We start from the raw sequence: 16,842 nt of genomic DNA on the forward strand, positions 1-16,842 counted from the left end.
CCTAGCCCCGCCGCTCCCGCGCCACCAGCGCCGCGATGCCGGCGAGCTGGAGGTCGAGCGCGATGTGGAAGTCGAGGTCGCGCACCTGCTCGACCGTGCCCCCGGCCGCCACCTGCGCCAGCGTCTCCTCGGCGTGCCGCAGCATCTCCGGCTTGTCGGCCGGGGCGGTGAAGGTGGTCATCGTCCGCTGGAAGTACTCGTCCTGGGTCATGCCGACATCGGCGCACCGCTGCCGGAAGTGGCCCTCGACGGTGCCGTACCCGTACACGAACTGCATGACGCTGGCGATCGCGCCGCGCTGCGCGCTCATCGGCAGTCCGGTGCGGGCGAAGACGCGCTGCACCACGGCGGAGAACTCCAGCGAATTCGGCCCGATGTTCAGGTAGTTGCCGACCAGCGGCGAGATCCACGGGTGGCGCACCAGCAGCGCCCGGTACTCGGTGGCGAGCTCGCGCACCTGTGCGCCCCAGTCGTCGCCGTCGGCGCCCGTGTCGGTCACCCGGGGTTCGCCGAAGGCCCGGTCCAGGGCGAGTTCGAGCAGGTCGTCCTTGGTGTCGACGTACCAGTAGACGGACATCGCGGTGACGCCCAGCTCGCCCGCCAGCCGCCGCATGGAGAACTTGGCGAGCCCCTCGGCGTCGAGCAGCTTCACCGTGGCGTCGGTGATCCGCTCGCGGTCCAGGCCGCTGGGCTGCTCGCTGCGCCGGCCGCGTCCGGGCCTGCTCTCTTCGAGCCAGACGCTCATCCGCGCTGCCTTCGCCATGGCGCACCTTCCGTGGGTCGAGGGGCCGGGCCGGGCGGCCCCGGGCTCACACCCGCGGAATCCGCCCGTCCGTATGCATCGATGCTAGGGCTGTCCGGGGCCGGCCGGGACGGCGCCCGGAGCCGTCGCCCCTGCTGACTCTGCCCGCTCGGCGCGCCGGAGCAACGCGGCGGCGAGGAGTCCGCCGACGAGCACGGCGCAGGCGCCGACGAGCTGGCTGGTCTCCAGGCCCGCGGCGAAGGCGTCGGCGATCCTGGCCCGCTCACCGGCGGAGCCGGCGGCGGCGAGCGCCGCCGGGAGGGAGGCGGCGGAGACGGTGACGAGCGCCGCGAACCGGGCGTTGAGGACCGCACCGAGGACGGCGACCCCGAGTCCGTTGCCGAACTCGGCGAGGGTGCCGTTCACGCCCGCTCCGACGCCCGCCTTCGCGGGCGGGATGGCGCTCATGATCGCGTTGGCCATCGCGGGCATGGCGAAGGCGATGCCGACACCCATGACGACCAGGCCGAGGAGCATGCCGGCGTAGCTGTCGCCGCCGAGCACGGCGATCGCGGCGAGCCCCGCCGCCAGGCAGCTCATGCCCGCCGCGATGGTGACCGGGGTGCCCACCCGGGCGAGGACCCGGGCGCCGACGCCGGTGAGGTTCAGGGCGACGATGGTCAGCGCCAGCGGCGCCGTGCGCAGCCCGGCCTCCAGCGGCCCGTACCCGAGCACGAACTGGAGGTGCTGGGTGAGCAGGAACAGCGAGCCGCCCATGCCGAACGCGACGAGGATCGCCCCGGCGACGGCGCCCGTGAACTTCTGGTCGCGGAAGAAGTGCATGTCCAGCATCGGGTACGGGACGCGCAGCTCCCAGCCGACGAACGCGGCCAGGAAGCCGGCCCCGACCGCCGCCGGGACGAGCGTGGCGCCGGAGGTCCAGCCCTGGTCGGGGCCGTTGATGATGGCGTAGACGACCCCGGTCATGCCGACCGTGGACAGCAGCGCGCCGAGCAGGTCGGGCCGGTCGCCCCGCGGGTTCTTCGACTCCGGTACGAGCATCAGGACGGCGGCCAGTGCGAGGACCGCGACCGGGATGTTGACGAGGAAGATCGCGCCCCACCAGAAGTGGTCCAGCAGCACCCCGCCGATCAGCGGTCCCGCGGCGAAGCCCAGCGAGTTGACGGTGGCCCACAGGCCGATCGCCCGGACCCGCTCGGTGTCGTCGAAGATCTGCACGACGACGGCGAGCGTCGTGGTCATCAGCAGCGCGCCGCCGACGCCCATCCCGGCCCGCGCGGCGATCAACTGCGCGGTGGAGTCGGCGAGTCCGGCGACCAGCGAACCGATGCCGAACAGCACGAGACCGGCCGCGAGCATCTTCCTGCGGCCGTAGCGGTCCGCGGTGGAGCCCGCCGTGAGCAGCAGCCCGGACTGGACGAGCGAGTAGGCGCTGATCACCCACTGGATGTCGGAGGTCGACGCGTGCAGCTCCCGGGTGAGGGAGGGGATCGCGACGTTGAGGACGGTGTTGTCGAGCAGCACGGTCAGCTCGGCGAGGCAGATGACGCCGAGGATGATCCAGCGCTGCGGATGGCGGTCGGCCGGGGCCGGGGAGCGCCCGTCGGGGCCGTCCGGCCCGTTCGTGTTCTCGGCGGTCGTCGCCGTCATGCGGTCTCCTGTCGGGTCGGGCGGCGGGCACGGGAGGAGGCCCCGAGCGCCGCCGTACACCGTAAGGGGGAACTCTTACGGTGTACAAGCGCCTTTTCGGCATAGCGTTCGGCCATGCCGAGACGATCCCGAACGGTCCCGCGACTGGCGCTCTGCCTGGCCGTGTCGAGCCTGATCGGCGCGGCCCCCGCGGCCGCCGACGGGCAGCACGGACGGGCGGTCGCGCTGCGCGTCGCCACCTACAACATCCACTTCGGCGCCGGCATGGACGACGTCTTCGACCTCGACCGGCAGGCGGCCGCGCTGCGCGCCCTGCACGCCGACGTCATCGGCCTCCAGGAGGTCGACGTGCACTGGGGCGCGCGCAGCCGGGACCTGGACGTCGCGCGGGAACTCGCGGACCGGCTCGGGATGCGGGTGTCGTTCGCGCCGATCTACAGCCTGGATCCGGTGACCCCGGGCGGACCGCGGCGCGAGTTCGGGGTGGCCGTGCTGTCCCGGTATCCGATCCGCTCGGCCGCCAACCACGACATCACCCGCCTCTCCACCCAGGACCCGGACCCGGTGCCCGCCCCCGCGCCCGGCTTCGGCGAGGTGACGCTCAGGGTGCGCGGGGTGCCGGTGCAGGTCTTCGTGACGCACCTGGACTACCGCGCGGATCCCTCGGTGCGGGTGGCGCAGGTCGCGGACACCCGGCGCGTCATGGCCGCCGAGCGCGCGGCGGTGCGCGGGGCGCGGCAGGTGCTCCTCGGCGACTTCAACGCGACGCCGGACGCGGCGGAGCTGGCGCCGCTGTGGCGGGAGTTGCGGGACGCCGGGCCGGCGGGCGGGGTCACGTTCCCGGCCGACGCGCCGGTGAAGCGGATCGACTACGTCGCCGTGGGGCGCGGGGTGACCGTGCGGTCGGTGCGGGTGCCGGAGGAAGCGGCGGCGTCGGACCACAGGCCCGTCGTCGCCGACGTGACGGTCCGGCGGCCGTAGCCCGGAAGCCCGGATCGGCCCCGCCGGGGCTTGCCGCGTGGCTTGCCGCGTGGCTTGCCGCGCCGCCCGTCGGGCGTCAGCGCGGGTCCGTGGGGGTGGGTGCGGTGGGTGTGGCGGGTGCGGTGGGTGCTGCGCGTGTGGCGGGTGCGGTGGGTGCGGTGGGTGCTGCGGGCACGGTGGGTGCTGCGGGGAACACCCAGGCCCGGAAGAGCAGGAAGCGGAGCACGGTCGCCGCGAGGTTCGCCGTGAGGAGCACGCCCAGTTCGGCCGCGTGCGCGGGCGCGCCGGTCGCCGCGTGCAGGGCGGCCAGCGAACCGCTGGTCAGCGCGAGGCCGATGCCGAACACCACGAGCCCCTGCGCCTGTTGGCGGACGGCCCGGTCGCGGCCGCGCACCCCGAAGGTCAGCCGCCGGTTCGCCGCCGTGTTGGCGAACGCCGACACCAGCAGGGCGAGCGCGTTGGCGGCCTGCGCCCCCGAGAACGTACGGAAGCCGGAGTACAGCAGCAGGTAGAACAGCGTCGACAGCGCGCCGACCACGCAGAACCCGACCAGCTGCCGGGCGAGCCCCTTCGGCACCCCGGGCAGACGGCGGTCGCGCGGATCGTCGCCGAACGGGCGCGCGAGCCGGTCCAGGGGGAGGGAGCCGGTGGTGAGCGCCCGGCCCACGCGCCACACGCCCTTCAGGTCGTCGGCGGCGGTCCGCACGATGCGCACGGACGAGTCCGGGTCGTCGATCCAGTCGACGGGCACCTCGTGGATCCGCAGCCCGGCCCGCTCGGCGAGCACCAGCAGCTCGGTGTCGAAGAACCAGCCGGCGTCCTCGACCAGCGGCAGCAGCACCTGCGCGACATCGCGCCGGATCGCCTTGAACCCGCACTGCGCGTCGGAGAAGCGGGCCCGGAGCGAGCCGCGCAGGATCATGTTGTAGGCCCGCGAGACGAACTCCCGCCGGGGGCCGCGCACCACCCGCGAGGAGCGCGTGAGCCGCGAGCCGATCGCCAGGTCCGAGTGGCCGGAGATGAGCGGGGCGACCAGCGGCAGCAGCGCGTTCAGGTCGGTGGACAGGTCCACGTCCATGTAGGCGAGGACCGGCGCCTCGGACGCGGACCAGACGGTGCGCAGGGCGCGCCCGCGGCCCTTCTGGTCGAGCCGGACATGGCCGACGCCGGGCAGCTCGGCGGCCAGCCGGCGCGCCACCTGCGGGGTGGTGTCGGTGGAGGCGTTGTCCGCGATGGTGACGCGGAAGCGGTAGGGGAAGGTGCGCACCAGATGGGCGTGGAGTCCGCGCACGCACGCGGCGAGGTCCTTCTCCTCGTTGTGGACCGGGACGACGACGTCCAGGACGGGTACGTCGCCCGGGCCGCTGCCCACCGGCAGGTGCTCCCGCGCGGGCAGCGCGCCGAGGTGTGCGGCGGTGGGGCCGCCGCCCGGAGAAGAGTCGGTTCGCATGCCATGGACCTTCGCCAACCCGGCTGTCAGCGCTGTGTGGTGGACCTTTGGGGGGCCTGTGAGTCCGCGCGGGGGGTGCCGGGGGACTCGTGGTGACCTGGGCTGTCGTGACCCGGGCCGTGGTGATCCGGACCGTGGTGACCTGGGGCGTGGTGATCCGGGCCGTCGTGATGCGGACGACCGTGGTGACCTGGGCCGTCGTGACCCGGACCGTGGTGACCTGAGTCGTCGTGACCCGGACCGTCGTGACCAGGCTCAGCCTGGCCCAGACCGTCGTGGCCCGGACCGTCGTGACCAGGCTCGGCCTGGGCCGGTTCGTCGGGACCCGGCTCGGCCCGGCCTGGCTTGTCGTGAACCGGCTCGATCTGGCCCGGATCGACCTGGCCCGGCTCACCTTGGCCCGACTCAGCCTGGCCCGACTCGTCGTACGCGGGCAGGTGCACGGTGAACACGGTCCGCCCGGGGCAGCTGTCGACGGTCACGGAACCGCCGTGCGCGGCCGTGACGGCCCGCACGATGGCGAGCCCGAGCCCCGTGGACCCGGCCTTGCGCGACCGGGAGGAGTCCCCGCGCGCGAACCGCTCGAAGACGTGCGGCAGCAACTCCGTGGGGATGCCCGGCCCGTCGTCGCGCACGTCGACGCGGACCCGGGACCCGTCCCGGCGCACGCGGGCGGTGACGGTGGTGCCGGGCGGGGTGTGGGTCCGCGCGTTGGCGAGGAGATTGACGAGGACCTGCTGCAACCGCGCGGAGTCGGCGGACACCAGGGCGGGCTCGTCGGGCAGTTCCAGGCGCCACCGGTGGCCCTGCCCGGCCGCGCGGGCGTCGCTCAGCACGTCGACGACCAGCGGCGACAGGTCGGTCGGCCGGTACGCGAGCGGACGCCCCGCGTCGAGCCGCGCGAGCAGCAGCAGGTCCTCGACCAGGCCCGTCATGCGGTGCGCCTCCGACTCGATCCGGCCGAGCGCGTGCCGGGTGTCGGGGCCGACCTCCTCACGGCCGCGCCGGGTCAGCTCGGCGTACCCGCGGATGGAGGCGAGGGGCGTGCGCAGTTCGTGGCTCGCGTCCGCGACGAACTGCCGCACCCGTGTCTCGCTCTGCTGGCGGGCGTGCAGCGCGCCGTGGATGTGGTCGAGCATCCGGTTGAAGGCGGCGCCGACCTGCCCGACCTCGGTCCCGGGATCGGCCTCGGCGTCGGGTACCCGCTCGTAGAGGGTCACCTCGCCGCTGTGCAGGGGCAGTTCGGAGACCCGGGTCGCCGTGGCGGCGACCCGGCGCAGCGGCCGGAGGTTCACGCCGACCATCACGGCGCCGGCGATGCCCGCGGCGACCAGCCCCGCGAACGTGACCGACAGCTCGACGACGACCAGGGTCCGCACGGTGTCCTGCACCTGTGTCGCGGGGATGCCGACGACGACCAGGTCACCGTCCTCGGAGCGCACGGTCTTCACCCGGTACGTCCCCAGCCCGGACAGCTCGACGCTGCGGGTCTTCCCGTCCGCGGTCACGGCGGCGAGTCCGCCGCGCTGCCCGGCGGTGAGATCGGCGACGTTCGTGCCGCCGGTGCCCCGCACCGACGCGGTGACCCTGCCGTGCGCGACGACGGCGCCGACCGTGTCCTGCGGCGAGCCGCCGCCGACGACCCAGCGCAGATCGCGGTCCACGTCGCTGATGCCGGGCGGCAGGATCTGCCGCTGCCCACCCTGCCCGGCCTGACCGCCCTGCCCGGCCTGGCCGTTTTGGTCGTTCTGGTCGGCCTGGCCGTCCTGCCCGCCCAGGTCCCGGGGCCGCACGGCGGCCCGCTTGGCGATCTCCCGGAGGTCGGAGTCGAGCCGTTCGTACAGCGAGCCGCTCAGCGCCACCGTGGTCACGGTCCCGATCACCGCGGCGACGACCGCGATCAGCGCGATCGCCGACACCACGAGCCGGGTCCGCAGCGTGCGCGGGCCACGCGCCCCGCGGTGCGCACACCGCCGGCGGGCGCCCGGGGTCACGACACCGTCGTGGCGGCGGGCTTGATCAGGTACCCGGCTCCCCGGCGCGTGTGGATCATCGGCTCGCGGCCCGCGTCGATCTTGCGCCGCAGGTAGGAGATGTACAGCTCGACGACGTTGGCCTGGCCGCCGAAGTCGTAGCTCCAGACCCGGTCGAGTATCTGGGCCTTGCTGAGCACGCGCCGCGGGTTGCGCATGAGGAAGCGCAGCAGCTCGAACTCGGTGGCGGTCAGATGGATGTGGGCACCGCCGCGCGACACCTCGTGGCTGTCCTCGTCGAGCAGCAGGTCGCCCACGACCAGCACGGAGTCGCTCGCCCGGTCGGCGGCGCCGGTGCGCCGGATCAGTCCGCGCAGCCGCGCGACGACCTCCTCCAGGCTGAACGGCTTGGTCACGTAGTCGTCGCCGCCCGCCGTCAGCCCGGCGATCCGGTCCTCGACGGCGTCCTTGGCGGTCAGGAAGAGCACGGGCACGTCCGGCAGTTCACGGCGCAGCCGGCCCAGCACGCTCAGCCCGTCCATGTCCGGCAGCATCATGTCGAGCACGACGGCGTCGGGCCGGAACTCGCGCGCGCTCTGCACGGCTCCGGCGCCGTCGCCCGCGGTCCGCAGCTCCCAGCCCTCGTAGCGCAGCGCCATGGACAACAGCTCGGTGATCGACTGCTCGTCGTCCACAACGAGCACCCGGACGGGGCTACCGTCCGGCCTCAGCAGTTCGGTACGCCCCTGGGGCGAGGTCGTGGTCATGGCGCTACGATCCGGCGGCCCTCTGAGAGCACCCTTTCGCCCACCTGTGAAAACCCTGAGAAACGCCCGGCCCCGCTAGCCGATGGGCGCGGCCGGGGGCGGGAACAGGGCGGCGCCGTTGTCGTGGCAGACGGCCCGCACCCACTGCGACCCCAGGCCGAGCCGCTCGATCGCCTCCAGCTGATGCACGTACGGATACGGGATGTTGGGGAAGTCGCTGCCGAGCAGCACCCGGTCGCCGAGCGCGGCCAGCCGCCCCAACTCCCGCTCGGGGAACGGCGCCCGCCGCTCCACGAAGTCCGTGAACGCCATCGTGGTGTCGAGCCGCACCTCCCGGTACCGCTCGGCCAGGTCCAGGAACTCGGTGTATTCCGGCATCCCCAGGTGCGCGACGACGAGCGGCAGCCGGGGGTGGCGGGCGAGGACCCGGGCCATCGGTCCGGGCCCGGTGTGCCGGCCGGGCGCGGGCCCCGACCCGCAGTGCGTCACGACGGGCACGCCGGCCTCGGCCAGCAGCCCCCACACCGGGTCGAGCAGCGGGTCGGCGGGGTCGTACGCCCCGACCTGGACGTGCGCCTTGAAGACCCGCGCCCCGTCCTCGACCGCCCGCCGCACGTACTGCTCCGCCCCCGGCTCGGGGAAGAAGGTCGCCGTGTGCAGGCAGCCCTCGGTGCGCCGGGCGAAATCGGCCGCCCAGCCGTTCAGCCACTCGGCCATGCCGGCCTTGTGCGGGTACAGCATCGACGTGAAGGCGACGACCCCGAACTCCCGCAACCGCGCGACCCGCCGGTCCTCCTCCTCCCGGTACGTGATCGGCCACTCGCCGCCGACCAGCGGCCCGGCCGCGTCGAAGTACGCCCACACCTTGCGCAGCACGCGCTCGGGCATGAAGTGCGTGTGCACGTCGACGAGCCCCGGCAGCCCGTGCCGCTCCCGAAACCGCGCAACCAGCCCGGCCTCCGCGGGGTCGGGAATGGGGTCCGGGGCTGGGGCGGGGGCGGGGTCGGTGCCGTCATCGAGGCCCGGGCCGGGGCCCGGGATGCCGTCGGTGCCGATGCGGGCGTGATCATCCATCCCCCCACACTCACCCGCCGCCTTCCCCCTGTCCACACCCTCCGCACCTCCCCCTCCTCCCGGACTAGCCCACCCCGCACGCCACCCAACACCGCCTCCGCGAATCACCACCCCGCACCACAACCACCACCCACCCACACCCACACCCACCCACTCACTCACCCACCCACTCACCCCTAGAACAACCCGCCCTGCACCGCGGGCACCTCCCGTACCTCGAACCCCGCGCCGACGGCCCCCTCGCCGGCTCCCACCAGCGGCCACCCGGCGAGCACCCGCGTGTCCACCACGAGTCGGCGACCGCTCGCCTCGACCAGGTGCAGATCGGGCCCGGCGGCGGCCACCACGCGCCCCGCGACCACCGCCCCCTCGCCGAGCCCGCTCACCACGGCGTCGACCCCGTCCACCGCGCCGGGCCCGAACTCCGCCACGTGCCCGACGACCTCGCACGGCAGCCGCGCCAGCGACTCCGGCCAGCCGTCGAGCCCGACGGCGACCGCGTGCGCCCGCCCGAGACCGTCCCGCGCGCTCCCCGCCACCGCCGCCGCCCGCACGATCCGCTTGGTGCCGTACGGGATCCGGTCCGGCACCCCGAGCGCCACCCGCAGCAGCTCCTCGGCCCGCCGCGCGGCCATGAGCGGCCCCCGCCCCAGCCAGGTGTACGCGACGGCCCCCTGCTCCAGCAGCCGCGCGCTCCCTCTGCCGACCCCGGTGATCCCGACCTTCACCAGCCCGTCCCCGAACCACGCCAGGTACACGTGGTACGGCCGCGGGTCGTCGGCGATCGTGTCGGCGGCCACCGACCGCGCCCGGTCGATCCCCGCACACTCCGCGCACTGCGCCCGCGTCCCGCGCACCGGCACGTCGGCCCACCCCGGGCACGCGCTGCGCCGTCCGCCGCGCCACACGCCCAGGCACCGTCTCGGCCCCGCGACCCGGAACGCCACGCCCTCCCCGAACCGCACGGCGCTCTCCCGCTCCGCACCCCCGTCCCCCGTCCACCCCATGCCCGGCCCGTCGCCCACACGCCACCGCATCCCCGTGCACCACCACGTCATACGCCCAGGATGACGCCCCCCACTGACATCGCGGCCGACACCGACCCGCACGCCCCGATCTGAGTACGCCCTGAGTACGCGCGCTCTGCCGAGCCCCGGCGCACGACGCGAGACTCGACGACATGACTGAAGAACGCCTCCGGCCGTCCGCCCGCCCCGTCCTCGCGGCCCTCGTCCCCGCCGTCACCGCCATGGCCGCCTGGGCCGCCTGGCTGGGCTGGGACCAGCACCGCGACGTGCACCCCGACGGCTCGACCACCGGCCCCTACGCGGCCTGGCAGGTGATCGGCCTGGTCCTGACCCTGCTGCCCGCGGTCTACTGGTCGGCCTCCCGCCACCACGCGGCGGCCGCGACCCTCGGCACCAGCGCCGGCCTGACGGTGGCCGCCGCCTACGACTGGTCCGACGACTCCAGCGGCCTGTTCATGGTCGGTGTCGTCCTCCTCGCCCTCGGCAGCCTCGCCGCGACCGCGGCGGTCTCCGCCACGATCAGCACCACCCGCCGGACCGCCACCTGACCGAACCTCGCCACCCCGGGATGTCGAGAACGCCCCACCGGCTCCGTCCCGGGTACAACAGCGTCCGACAGCGGACGCGCGAGGAAGAGGGAGATCGCCATGGCGATTCAGCGGATGGACAACGTGGGCATCGTCGTCGAGGACATGGACGCCGCCGTCGCGTACTTCACCGAACTCGGCATGGAACTGGAGGGCCGGGCGGAGGTAAAGGGCCCCGTCGCCGACCGGTGCACCGGGCTCGACGGCGTCCACTGCGACATCGCGATGCTCCGCACCCCGGACGGCCACAGCCGCCTCGAACTCTCGAAGTACCGCACGCCGGCGGCCGGCGCCCCCGAGCCGCGCGAGCGCCCCCACAACGTCCTGGGCACCCACCGCGTCATGTTCGCCGTCGACGACCTGGAATCCACGGTCGCCCGCCTGCGCCCCCACGGCGCCGAGGTCCTCGGCGACATCGCCCGCTTCGAGGACAGCTACCTGCTCTGCTACGTCCGTGGCCCCGAAGGCATCATCGTCGGCCTGGCCCAGCAACTGACCTGACCGGCCACCCCCCGAACACGCCGAGGACCCCGGACCTCCCCGGGGCCCTCGGCCTGGGTGCACTCACCAGGATGCGAACCTGCAACCTCCTGATCCGCAGCTCTGACGGGTCAATCAGCAGGTGCTGGTGGAGGCAGTCGGCCGTTGTCGGTTGCCGGGGTTGCGGTGTCCGATTGCAGCACGTTCTCGGCAGCTTCACGGACGCTGGCGAGGTTGTTGCGGCTGTTCAGGGTGCCGGGCCTGTCGGGCCAGACGCCTCCATCCGCGACCGGGACAGGTCGTCGGCGGCGCTCACGGCTGTGGCGGGGCGTGACCGTCACCGGTGATCGCGGTACCGATGTGCTGAGCGGCGATCGACCGCTCCCCGGACGCCGTGATCACGACCGAACCGGCGCCAGGCGGCGGCAGCATCGCGGACAGCTCCGCACGCAGCTCGGCATCGTCCTGCAATGCGCGCCGCAGCAGCCTGCTCAGCACGGCCGCGGAGTAGGACTCGTCCTGTTCGTCGGCGGCCTCGTCCACCACACGCTCCAGCTCCGCCTGACCTGCTCCGTCCCGTCGTCGCCACACCGTCTGAAGGATGCGCTGCCCGAGCGTGGCGGTGGCGTCCGCCGCCGCATCCTGGGCCCGGGTGAGAACAGCCGCCCCGTACGTGCCCACGGCGGCCGTCAGATACGGACCAGCCTGCTCGACCAACTGAACGATCTCAGCACTCACTTGTTCCCCCGACCACGCGACTCCTGAAAGGAACCAGCGTAGAAAAGCCGGCCCCTGCATGAGACCGAAACGCCTGGACCGTCCATGGCGGTTCCCCCGGCCCCCCGCCCACGGCGGCCCAACGCAAGAGGCCCCCGGATCATCTCCGGGGGCCTCTTACCTGTGTGCACTCGGCAGGATTCGAACCTGCAACCTTCTGATCCGTAGTCAGATGCTCTATCCGTTAAGCTACGAGTGCTTGTTTTTTCTTGTTTTTCTGTCTTCCGCTCCCGGCCTTTCGGCCCGTCCCGGCGACAAGAAGAACATTACATGACTGCCGCCGTCATGTGAAATCCGTTAGCCACACCCGTTGTGACCTGCGAAAACGCGCCCGCGGTGGGTTCCGTGCGGGTCCCGCGCGGGGGTGGGAAGCAGCGAAGCCCCGGTCCTGGTGGACCGGGGCTTCGGATCTTGCTGCGGAGGCGGAGGGATTTGAACCCTCGATGGGATTTAAGTCCCAAACCGCATTAGCAGTGCGGCGCCATAGACCGGACTAGGCGACGCCTCCAGCACATCCCGCCTGCGCGAACGCGAGCGGCTGCGTGCAGATGATGACACAGCTGAGCGCCGTGTCACCAATCGGCTCCTACGGTACTAGGAGGCCGGGCCGCAGAGCAAAGGTCTTCGCGGGGCGCAACGTCGTGGCCGCGCCCGCGTTAAGCAGGGCATGCTGCTGCGCCGTCTCTCCCGTTGCGTCCTGGTCACCTCCGCCGCCACCGTCGCCGCCGTCACGGCCCTGCCCGCCGCCGCGCACGCCGACACCGGGCCGGGGCACGTCGCACCGCCCCCCTTCAGCGCCCTGGACGGCGTCGGCCGCGAGCCGGGCCGCGACCGGCTGACCGTCACCGTCGCCGACTCGGGCAACGGCCACGACGGCACGACCGACCTGCGGTGCGGCCCGGCCGGCGGCAGCCACCACGAGCCGGACGCGGCCTGCGCGACGCTCGACCGGATCGGGGCGGACGGCACCGACCCGTTCGCGCCGGTGCCCGCCGGGACGAACTGCACGATGCTGTACGGCGGGCCCGCCACCGCGCACATCACCGGCACCTGGCACGGCCGGCCCGTCGACGCCTCGTACAAGCTGAGCAACGGCTGCGAGACCGCGCGCTGGCACCGGCTGGAGCCCGTGCTGCCTGCTACCGCCCCGTGACCCTGGGTCCATCGGTCACGCCGCCTCCGTGCGATCGCCACATCCTCTTCGTCGCTTCCACGTGGGCTCCCTCTCATCCGGGGGCGCGCGGACAACCGGTGCCCGTAGACTCCCTCCCGTGACACGTTGTGCTTCGCGCGGCAAGATGGCTGGCGCGGTCGGCACGTCGCGGTAAAGCGGTACATCAGGGAGGAAGCGTCGTCGTGAGCAGCAGGCCATCCCGAGGCGCTGCTCGCCTCGCAGCCATACTTGACGCACTCCCGGACGCGTTGGTGCTGGTCAACACCAACGGGACCGTCGTCAACGCCAATTCGATCGCCCTGGAGGCCTTCGAGGCCCCGGGGACGGCGCTGGTCGGGCGCGGACTGCTCGACCTGCTGCCGGAGTTCGACTCCCGGCTGATCCCCGGCTCGATGCGGGTGCCCGACACCGTCACCGACGAGCGCGGGCGGACCAAGCCGACGCGGATGGTCGCCCGGCGCACGGACGGCAGCGAGTTCCCGGTCGAGGTCACCTCGGCCAACCTCGCCGACAGCGCCCGGGACGCCGTGGACCCGTACGGCTCCTCGTACGGCGGCGCCGGCGCCGGCTCGTTCAGCGGCACCGAGCTGCTGATGCTCGTCGTGCGCGACCTGTCGGGCACCGTCGACACCGAGGCCGAGCTGGCCCGTTCGCAGCGGCAGACCGAGATGATCCTGCGGGCCGCGGCCGAGGGCGTCGTCGGCACCGACACCGACGGGCGGATCGTGCTCGTCAACCCGGCCGCCGCGCAGATCCTGGGCTTCCGGGCGAGCGACCTGGGCGGACAGGAACTCCACCGTCTCGTCCTGCACTCGCGGCCCGACGGCGACGCGTTCCCCTACGAGGAGTCGCCGCTCGCCGACACCCTGCGCTCCGGACGCAAGCACCGGGTGCGCGGCCAGGTGCTGTGGGCCAAGAACGGCGACCGGGTGCCCGTCGACATGACGACGGCGCCGGTCCGCGACGGCGACCAACTGGTCGGCGCGGTCATGACCTTCACCGACCGCCGCCCCTACGACAAGCTGGTCGAGGAGCACGAGGAGGAGCTCGCCCGGCGCGACGAGGCCGCCGAGCAGGAGCGCGCCGAGCGCGACGCCGACCTGGCCCGGGTCCGCGACGAACTCGCCGCCGAACTGGCCGGCCTGCGTGAGCAGCACGCCGAGGAGCTGTCCGCCGAGCGGGAGCGCGGCGCCGCCTTCGCCGAGCGCGAGAAGGACCGTTACGAAGCTCTGGCCGCCCGGCACACCCAGCTCCTGGCCGTCCTCGGGCAGTCGCTGCGCGGGCCGCTGGAGGACCTGCGGCACGAGCTGGCGCAGCTCGCCGCCGACGACGCGGGCCAGCTGTGGCCGGAGGCGAACCAGGTCCTGCACCACCTGGCCGCCGGCTACTCGCGGATGACGACCCTCGTCGACAACGTCCTCGCCTACCAGTCGCTGGACGAGGGCGGCGGCGCCCTCACCCGTACGAAGGTGATGCTCGACGCCGTCGTGGCGGCGGGTGTCGACGGGGCCGTCGAGCTGATCGGGCCCGGCCGGGTGCAGTTCGCCGTGCACGCGCCGCCGATCGAGGCCGAGGTGGACGCCGGGCGGCTCGCCACCGCCCTCGCGCACCTGGTGGCCGACGTCGCCGGGATCGACGCGACCGGGAACGCGCGGGTGCCCGCCGGTGCCGGATACGTCGACAACACCGTGGTCGTGGCCGCCGCCCAGCGCGGCGAGAGCGTGCGCATCGAGGTGCGCGGCCCCTACGCCGGTGGCGACCCGGTGCACGAGCCGATCGTCCGGGGCATCGTGCGGGCGCACGGCGGTGTGCTCCAGACGCACGAGATGCCGGGCATGAGCGGCAGCGCGTACGTACTCGAAGTACCGATCGGGAGCGGGGCCGGTGTGGTCCCGACCAGCGCCCTGGCCCTGCCGGAGCCGGTGGCCGCGGAGCCCGCGGCGAGCGTGCCGGAGCAGGCCGGTTCGGCCGCGGGCGGCGGGCGACGGCGGGCACGCCGGGCCGCCGGGCCGTCGGTCGACTCGTTCCTGGAGAGCGGGCTGCCCGGCGGTGGGGCGGCCGCCGCACCGTCCGGCGGCACCGGCCGACGGCGCGGACGGCGCGCCGCCGAAGAGGGATCGCCCGCCGCCGCCGAGCCGGTCGCCGCGGCCGCCGCCCCCGAGGGCGACGGGACGCAGGCCGGGCCGGAGGCGTCCGGCGGTACCGGTCGGCGCCGGGCCCGCTCCGCGCCGGGTGGCGCGGCGGCCGAGGGGTCCGTGATGACCGCGGCCGAGCACGCGGCGGGTTCCCCGGCGCTGGGCGACACGGTGCCGCCGCAGGGCGTGCCCGCGCCGAGCGGCCGCCGGGCCCGGCGCGCCGACGGCGAGGAGCAGCGCGCGCTGCCCGCCCTGCCGTCCGGCCCCGCCGACCAGGGCCAGGGTCAGGGGCAGGGCAGCGAACTGGAGCTGGCGGGGGCCCCGGGGCAGCCGACGGGGCGGCGCGCACGCCGTGCGCTCGCCGCCGCGCAGGCCGCCCAGGCGCAGCAGGAGGCGGGTCCGCGCGAGGTGTTCGCGCTGCCGCCCGCGCAGGCCGACCGCGCCCCCGAACCGGCCCCGCAGGCCCCCGGTGTGCCGCAGGCGCCCGTCCCTCCGCAGGCCCCGGCGGCGGCGCAGGCCCCCGCGGCCCCGCAGGGCGACCCGGACGTACCGCGGCAGGAGCCGCAGGCCGCTCCCGCCGCCCAGTCCGCCGCCCAGCAGCCCCTGCCGCAGCAGCAGCCGCAGCCGCTCCCGCTGCCCGACGAGCAGCAGCACGCCGCCGCGCGGCACCCGGCGCAGGACCACACGCCCCTGCAACCGCACCCGACGCAGAGCACGCCCGCGCAGGGCACGCCCGCGCAGGCGCCGCGGGAGCCCGTGGCCCAGCCGCTGCCGCCCGCCCAGCCGCTGCCCGCCGAGGCGCCGCAGGAACCGGCCGCGCCGAGCGACGACACCCACTCGACGCAGGGCCGCGCGTTCAGCGTGCGCACGCTCGGCCAGGGCGTGCCGTTCGGCCGGCAGATCGCCCAGCAGCAGCGCGGCCAGCAGGCCGCACCGGCGCGGCCCGGGGCCACGCCCGGACAGGGCGTGCCGCAGCAGGAGGGCCAGACGCTCGGCGGCGCGTCGGGCCGGCGGCGCAAGCTGTCCAACCGGCAGGACCAGCCGGAGGGCACCGAGACCCCGGCCCAGGGGACGGCGGCGCGTCCGCACCCCCAGCCGCAGTCCGCGCCGCAGCCGCCGCTGCTGTCGTCGATGAACCCGTCCGAGGGCGGTGGCCGCTCGTACGCGATCGGTGCCCCCGACCAGAACGCCGACGAGGGCCCCGAGCCGCTCGACGGCCCCGGCGGTGCGGTCGAGGTCGCCAACCGGCCGCAGCCGCAGCCGATGGACGACGAACTGCCCCCGGAGCCGCTGGACAACCCGCGCCGCCTCCTGGTGTGGCCCGCACCGGACGTCACGACGCAGCAGGCGCTGAGCGAGCGCGGCTACCGCCCGGTGACCGTGCACTCCCGCGAGGAGGTCGACGCGCAGATCGCGGCGTTCCCGGCCGCGCTCTTCGTCGACCCGCTGACCGGGCCGATCACCCGCACCGCGTTGCAGTCGCTGCGCCAGGCCGCCGTGGCGGCGGAGGTGCCGGTCCTGGTGACCGCGGGTCTCGGGCAGGCGACGCGGGAGGCCGCGTACGGGGCCGATCCGGCGATCCTGCTGAAGGCGCTCGCGCCGCGCGACAGCGAGCAGCACCCGCCGCGGGTCCTGCTGATCGAGGAGCACGAGGAGATCGCGCTCGCCCTGACCGCGACCCTGGAGCGGCGCGGGATGCAGGTGGCGCGGGCCGCGAGCGACGCGGACGCGGTGACGCTCGCCGCGCAGATGCGGCCGAACCTGGTGGTCATGGATCTGCTCCAGGTACGCCGTCGGCGCGCGGGCATCATCGACTGGCTGCGGGCGAACGGGCAGCTGAACCGCACTCCGCTCGTCGTCTACACGGCCGCCGTCGACCACGACGACCTGCCGCGGCTCGCGGCGGGGGAGACGGTGCTGTTCCTGGCCGAGCGGTCGACCAGCAGCGAGGTGCAGGGGCGGATCGTGGACCTGCTGGCGAAGATCGGCACCAACTGACACGA

Annotated in this window: 13 protein-coding genes and 2 tRNA genes; 5 read left to right on the forward strand and 10 right to left on the reverse strand. The window is 74.4% G+C overall.

Annotated elements, in window-relative coordinates:
• Position 1: 1 nt before the first annotated feature.
• Together ACIP5K_RS11400 and ACIP5K_RS11405 are read right to left on the reverse strand one after the other, a co-directional pair.
• The gene (locus ACIP5K_RS11400) at positions 2-763 is read right to left on the reverse strand and encodes a TetR/AcrR family transcriptional regulator (RefSeq protein ID WP_401407922.1); all 762 of its coding nucleotides are present in this window, start codon (positions 761-763) and stop codon (positions 2-4) included.
• An 84-nt stretch (positions 764-847) separates the two neighbouring features.
• On the reverse strand, positions 848-2,413 hold the full coding sequence (locus ACIP5K_RS11405) for an MFS transporter (protein ID WP_401407924.1): 1,566 nt from the start codon (positions 2,411-2,413) through the stop codon (positions 848-850).
• A gap of 114 nt (positions 2,414-2,527) precedes the next feature.
• Between ACIP5K_RS11405 and ACIP5K_RS11410 the strand changes: the two genes are divergently transcribed.
• Positions 2,528-3,394 (forward strand): endonuclease/exonuclease/phosphatase family protein, encoded by an 867-nt coding sequence (locus ACIP5K_RS11410; RefSeq protein WP_401407926.1) that lies wholly within the window; start codon positions 2,528-2,530, stop codon positions 3,392-3,394.
• 76 nt (positions 3,395-3,470) lie between these two features.
• Here the strand turns inward: ACIP5K_RS11410 and ACIP5K_RS11415 are convergent, their stop codons facing one another.
• From ACIP5K_RS11415 to ACIP5K_RS11435, 5 genes are all read right to left on the reverse strand, one after another.
• Positions 3,471-4,844 (reverse strand): glycosyltransferase, encoded by a 1,374-nt coding sequence (locus ACIP5K_RS11415; protein ID WP_401407928.1) that lies wholly within the window; start codon positions 4,842-4,844, stop codon positions 3,471-3,473.
• A 26-nt stretch (positions 4,845-4,870) separates the two neighbouring features.
• Positions 4,871-6,766 (reverse strand): ATP-binding protein, encoded by a 1,896-nt coding sequence (locus tag ACIP5K_RS11420; RefSeq protein WP_401407930.1) that lies wholly within the window; start codon positions 6,764-6,766, stop codon positions 4,871-4,873.
• A gap of 68 nt (positions 6,767-6,834) precedes the next feature.
• Positions 6,835-7,584 carry a response regulator transcription factor gene (locus tag ACIP5K_RS11425; protein ID WP_401407932.1) on the reverse strand — a complete coding sequence of 250 codons (750 nt, stop codon included), beginning with the start codon at positions 7,582-7,584 and terminating at the stop codon, positions 6,835-6,837.
• A 75-nt stretch (positions 7,585-7,659) separates the two neighbouring features.
• Positions 7,660-8,658 (reverse strand): amidohydrolase family protein, encoded by a 999-nt coding sequence (locus ACIP5K_RS11430; protein WP_401407934.1) that lies wholly within the window; start codon positions 8,656-8,658, stop codon positions 7,660-7,662.
• A gap of 176 nt (positions 8,659-8,834) precedes the next feature.
• A complete protein-coding gene (locus ACIP5K_RS11435; RefSeq protein WP_401407936.1) occupies positions 8,835-9,695 on the reverse strand; it encodes a DUF2797 domain-containing protein in 861 nt (286 codons plus the stop codon).
• Between the two features lie 143 nt (positions 9,696-9,838).
• Between ACIP5K_RS11435 and ACIP5K_RS11440 the strand changes: the two genes are divergently transcribed.
• Both ACIP5K_RS11440 and ACIP5K_RS11445 read left to right on the forward strand, forming a co-directional pair.
• Complete coding sequence (locus ACIP5K_RS11440; protein WP_401407938.1) at positions 9,839-10,234, forward strand: hypothetical protein; 396 nt, start codon at positions 9,839-9,841, stop codon at positions 10,232-10,234.
• 99 nt (positions 10,235-10,333) lie between these two features.
• Positions 10,334-10,774, forward strand: a complete 441-nt coding sequence (locus ACIP5K_RS11445) for a VOC family protein (RefSeq protein ID WP_401407940.1) — start codon at positions 10,334-10,336, stop codon at positions 10,772-10,774.
• A 291-nt stretch (positions 10,775-11,065) separates the two neighbouring features.
• Here ACIP5K_RS11445 and ACIP5K_RS11450 read toward each other — a convergent pair whose 3' ends face one another.
• From ACIP5K_RS11450 to ACIP5K_RS11460, 3 genes are all read right to left on the reverse strand, one after another.
• Complete coding sequence (locus ACIP5K_RS11450; protein ID WP_401407942.1) at positions 11,066-11,491, reverse strand: hypothetical protein; 426 nt, start codon at positions 11,489-11,491, stop codon at positions 11,066-11,068.
• A gap of 165 nt (positions 11,492-11,656) precedes the next feature.
• Positions 11,657-11,729, reverse strand: a tRNA-Arg gene (locus ACIP5K_RS11455).
• Between the two features lie 218 nt (positions 11,730-11,947).
• Positions 11,948-12,038 (reverse strand) — tRNA-Ser (locus tag ACIP5K_RS11460).
• Between the two features lie 159 nt (positions 12,039-12,197).
• Between ACIP5K_RS11460 and ACIP5K_RS11465 the strand changes: the two genes are divergently transcribed.
• Both ACIP5K_RS11465 and ACIP5K_RS11470 read left to right on the forward strand, forming a co-directional pair.
• Complete coding sequence (locus ACIP5K_RS11465) at positions 12,198-12,683, forward strand: SSI family serine proteinase inhibitor (protein ID WP_401407944.1); 486 nt, start codon at positions 12,198-12,200, stop codon at positions 12,681-12,683.
• Between the two features lie 203 nt (positions 12,684-12,886).
• Entirely contained in the window at positions 12,887-16,837 is a 3,951-nt protein-coding gene (locus ACIP5K_RS11470; RefSeq protein ID WP_401407946.1) for a PAS domain-containing protein, read from the forward strand.
• The last annotated feature ends 5 nt before the right edge of the window (positions 16,838-16,842 follow it).

It is taken from the genome of Streptomyces sp. NPDC088785 (assembly GCF_044750685.1).
Classification (GTDB): Bacteria; Actinomycetota; Actinomycetes; order Streptomycetales; family Streptomycetaceae; genus Streptomyces.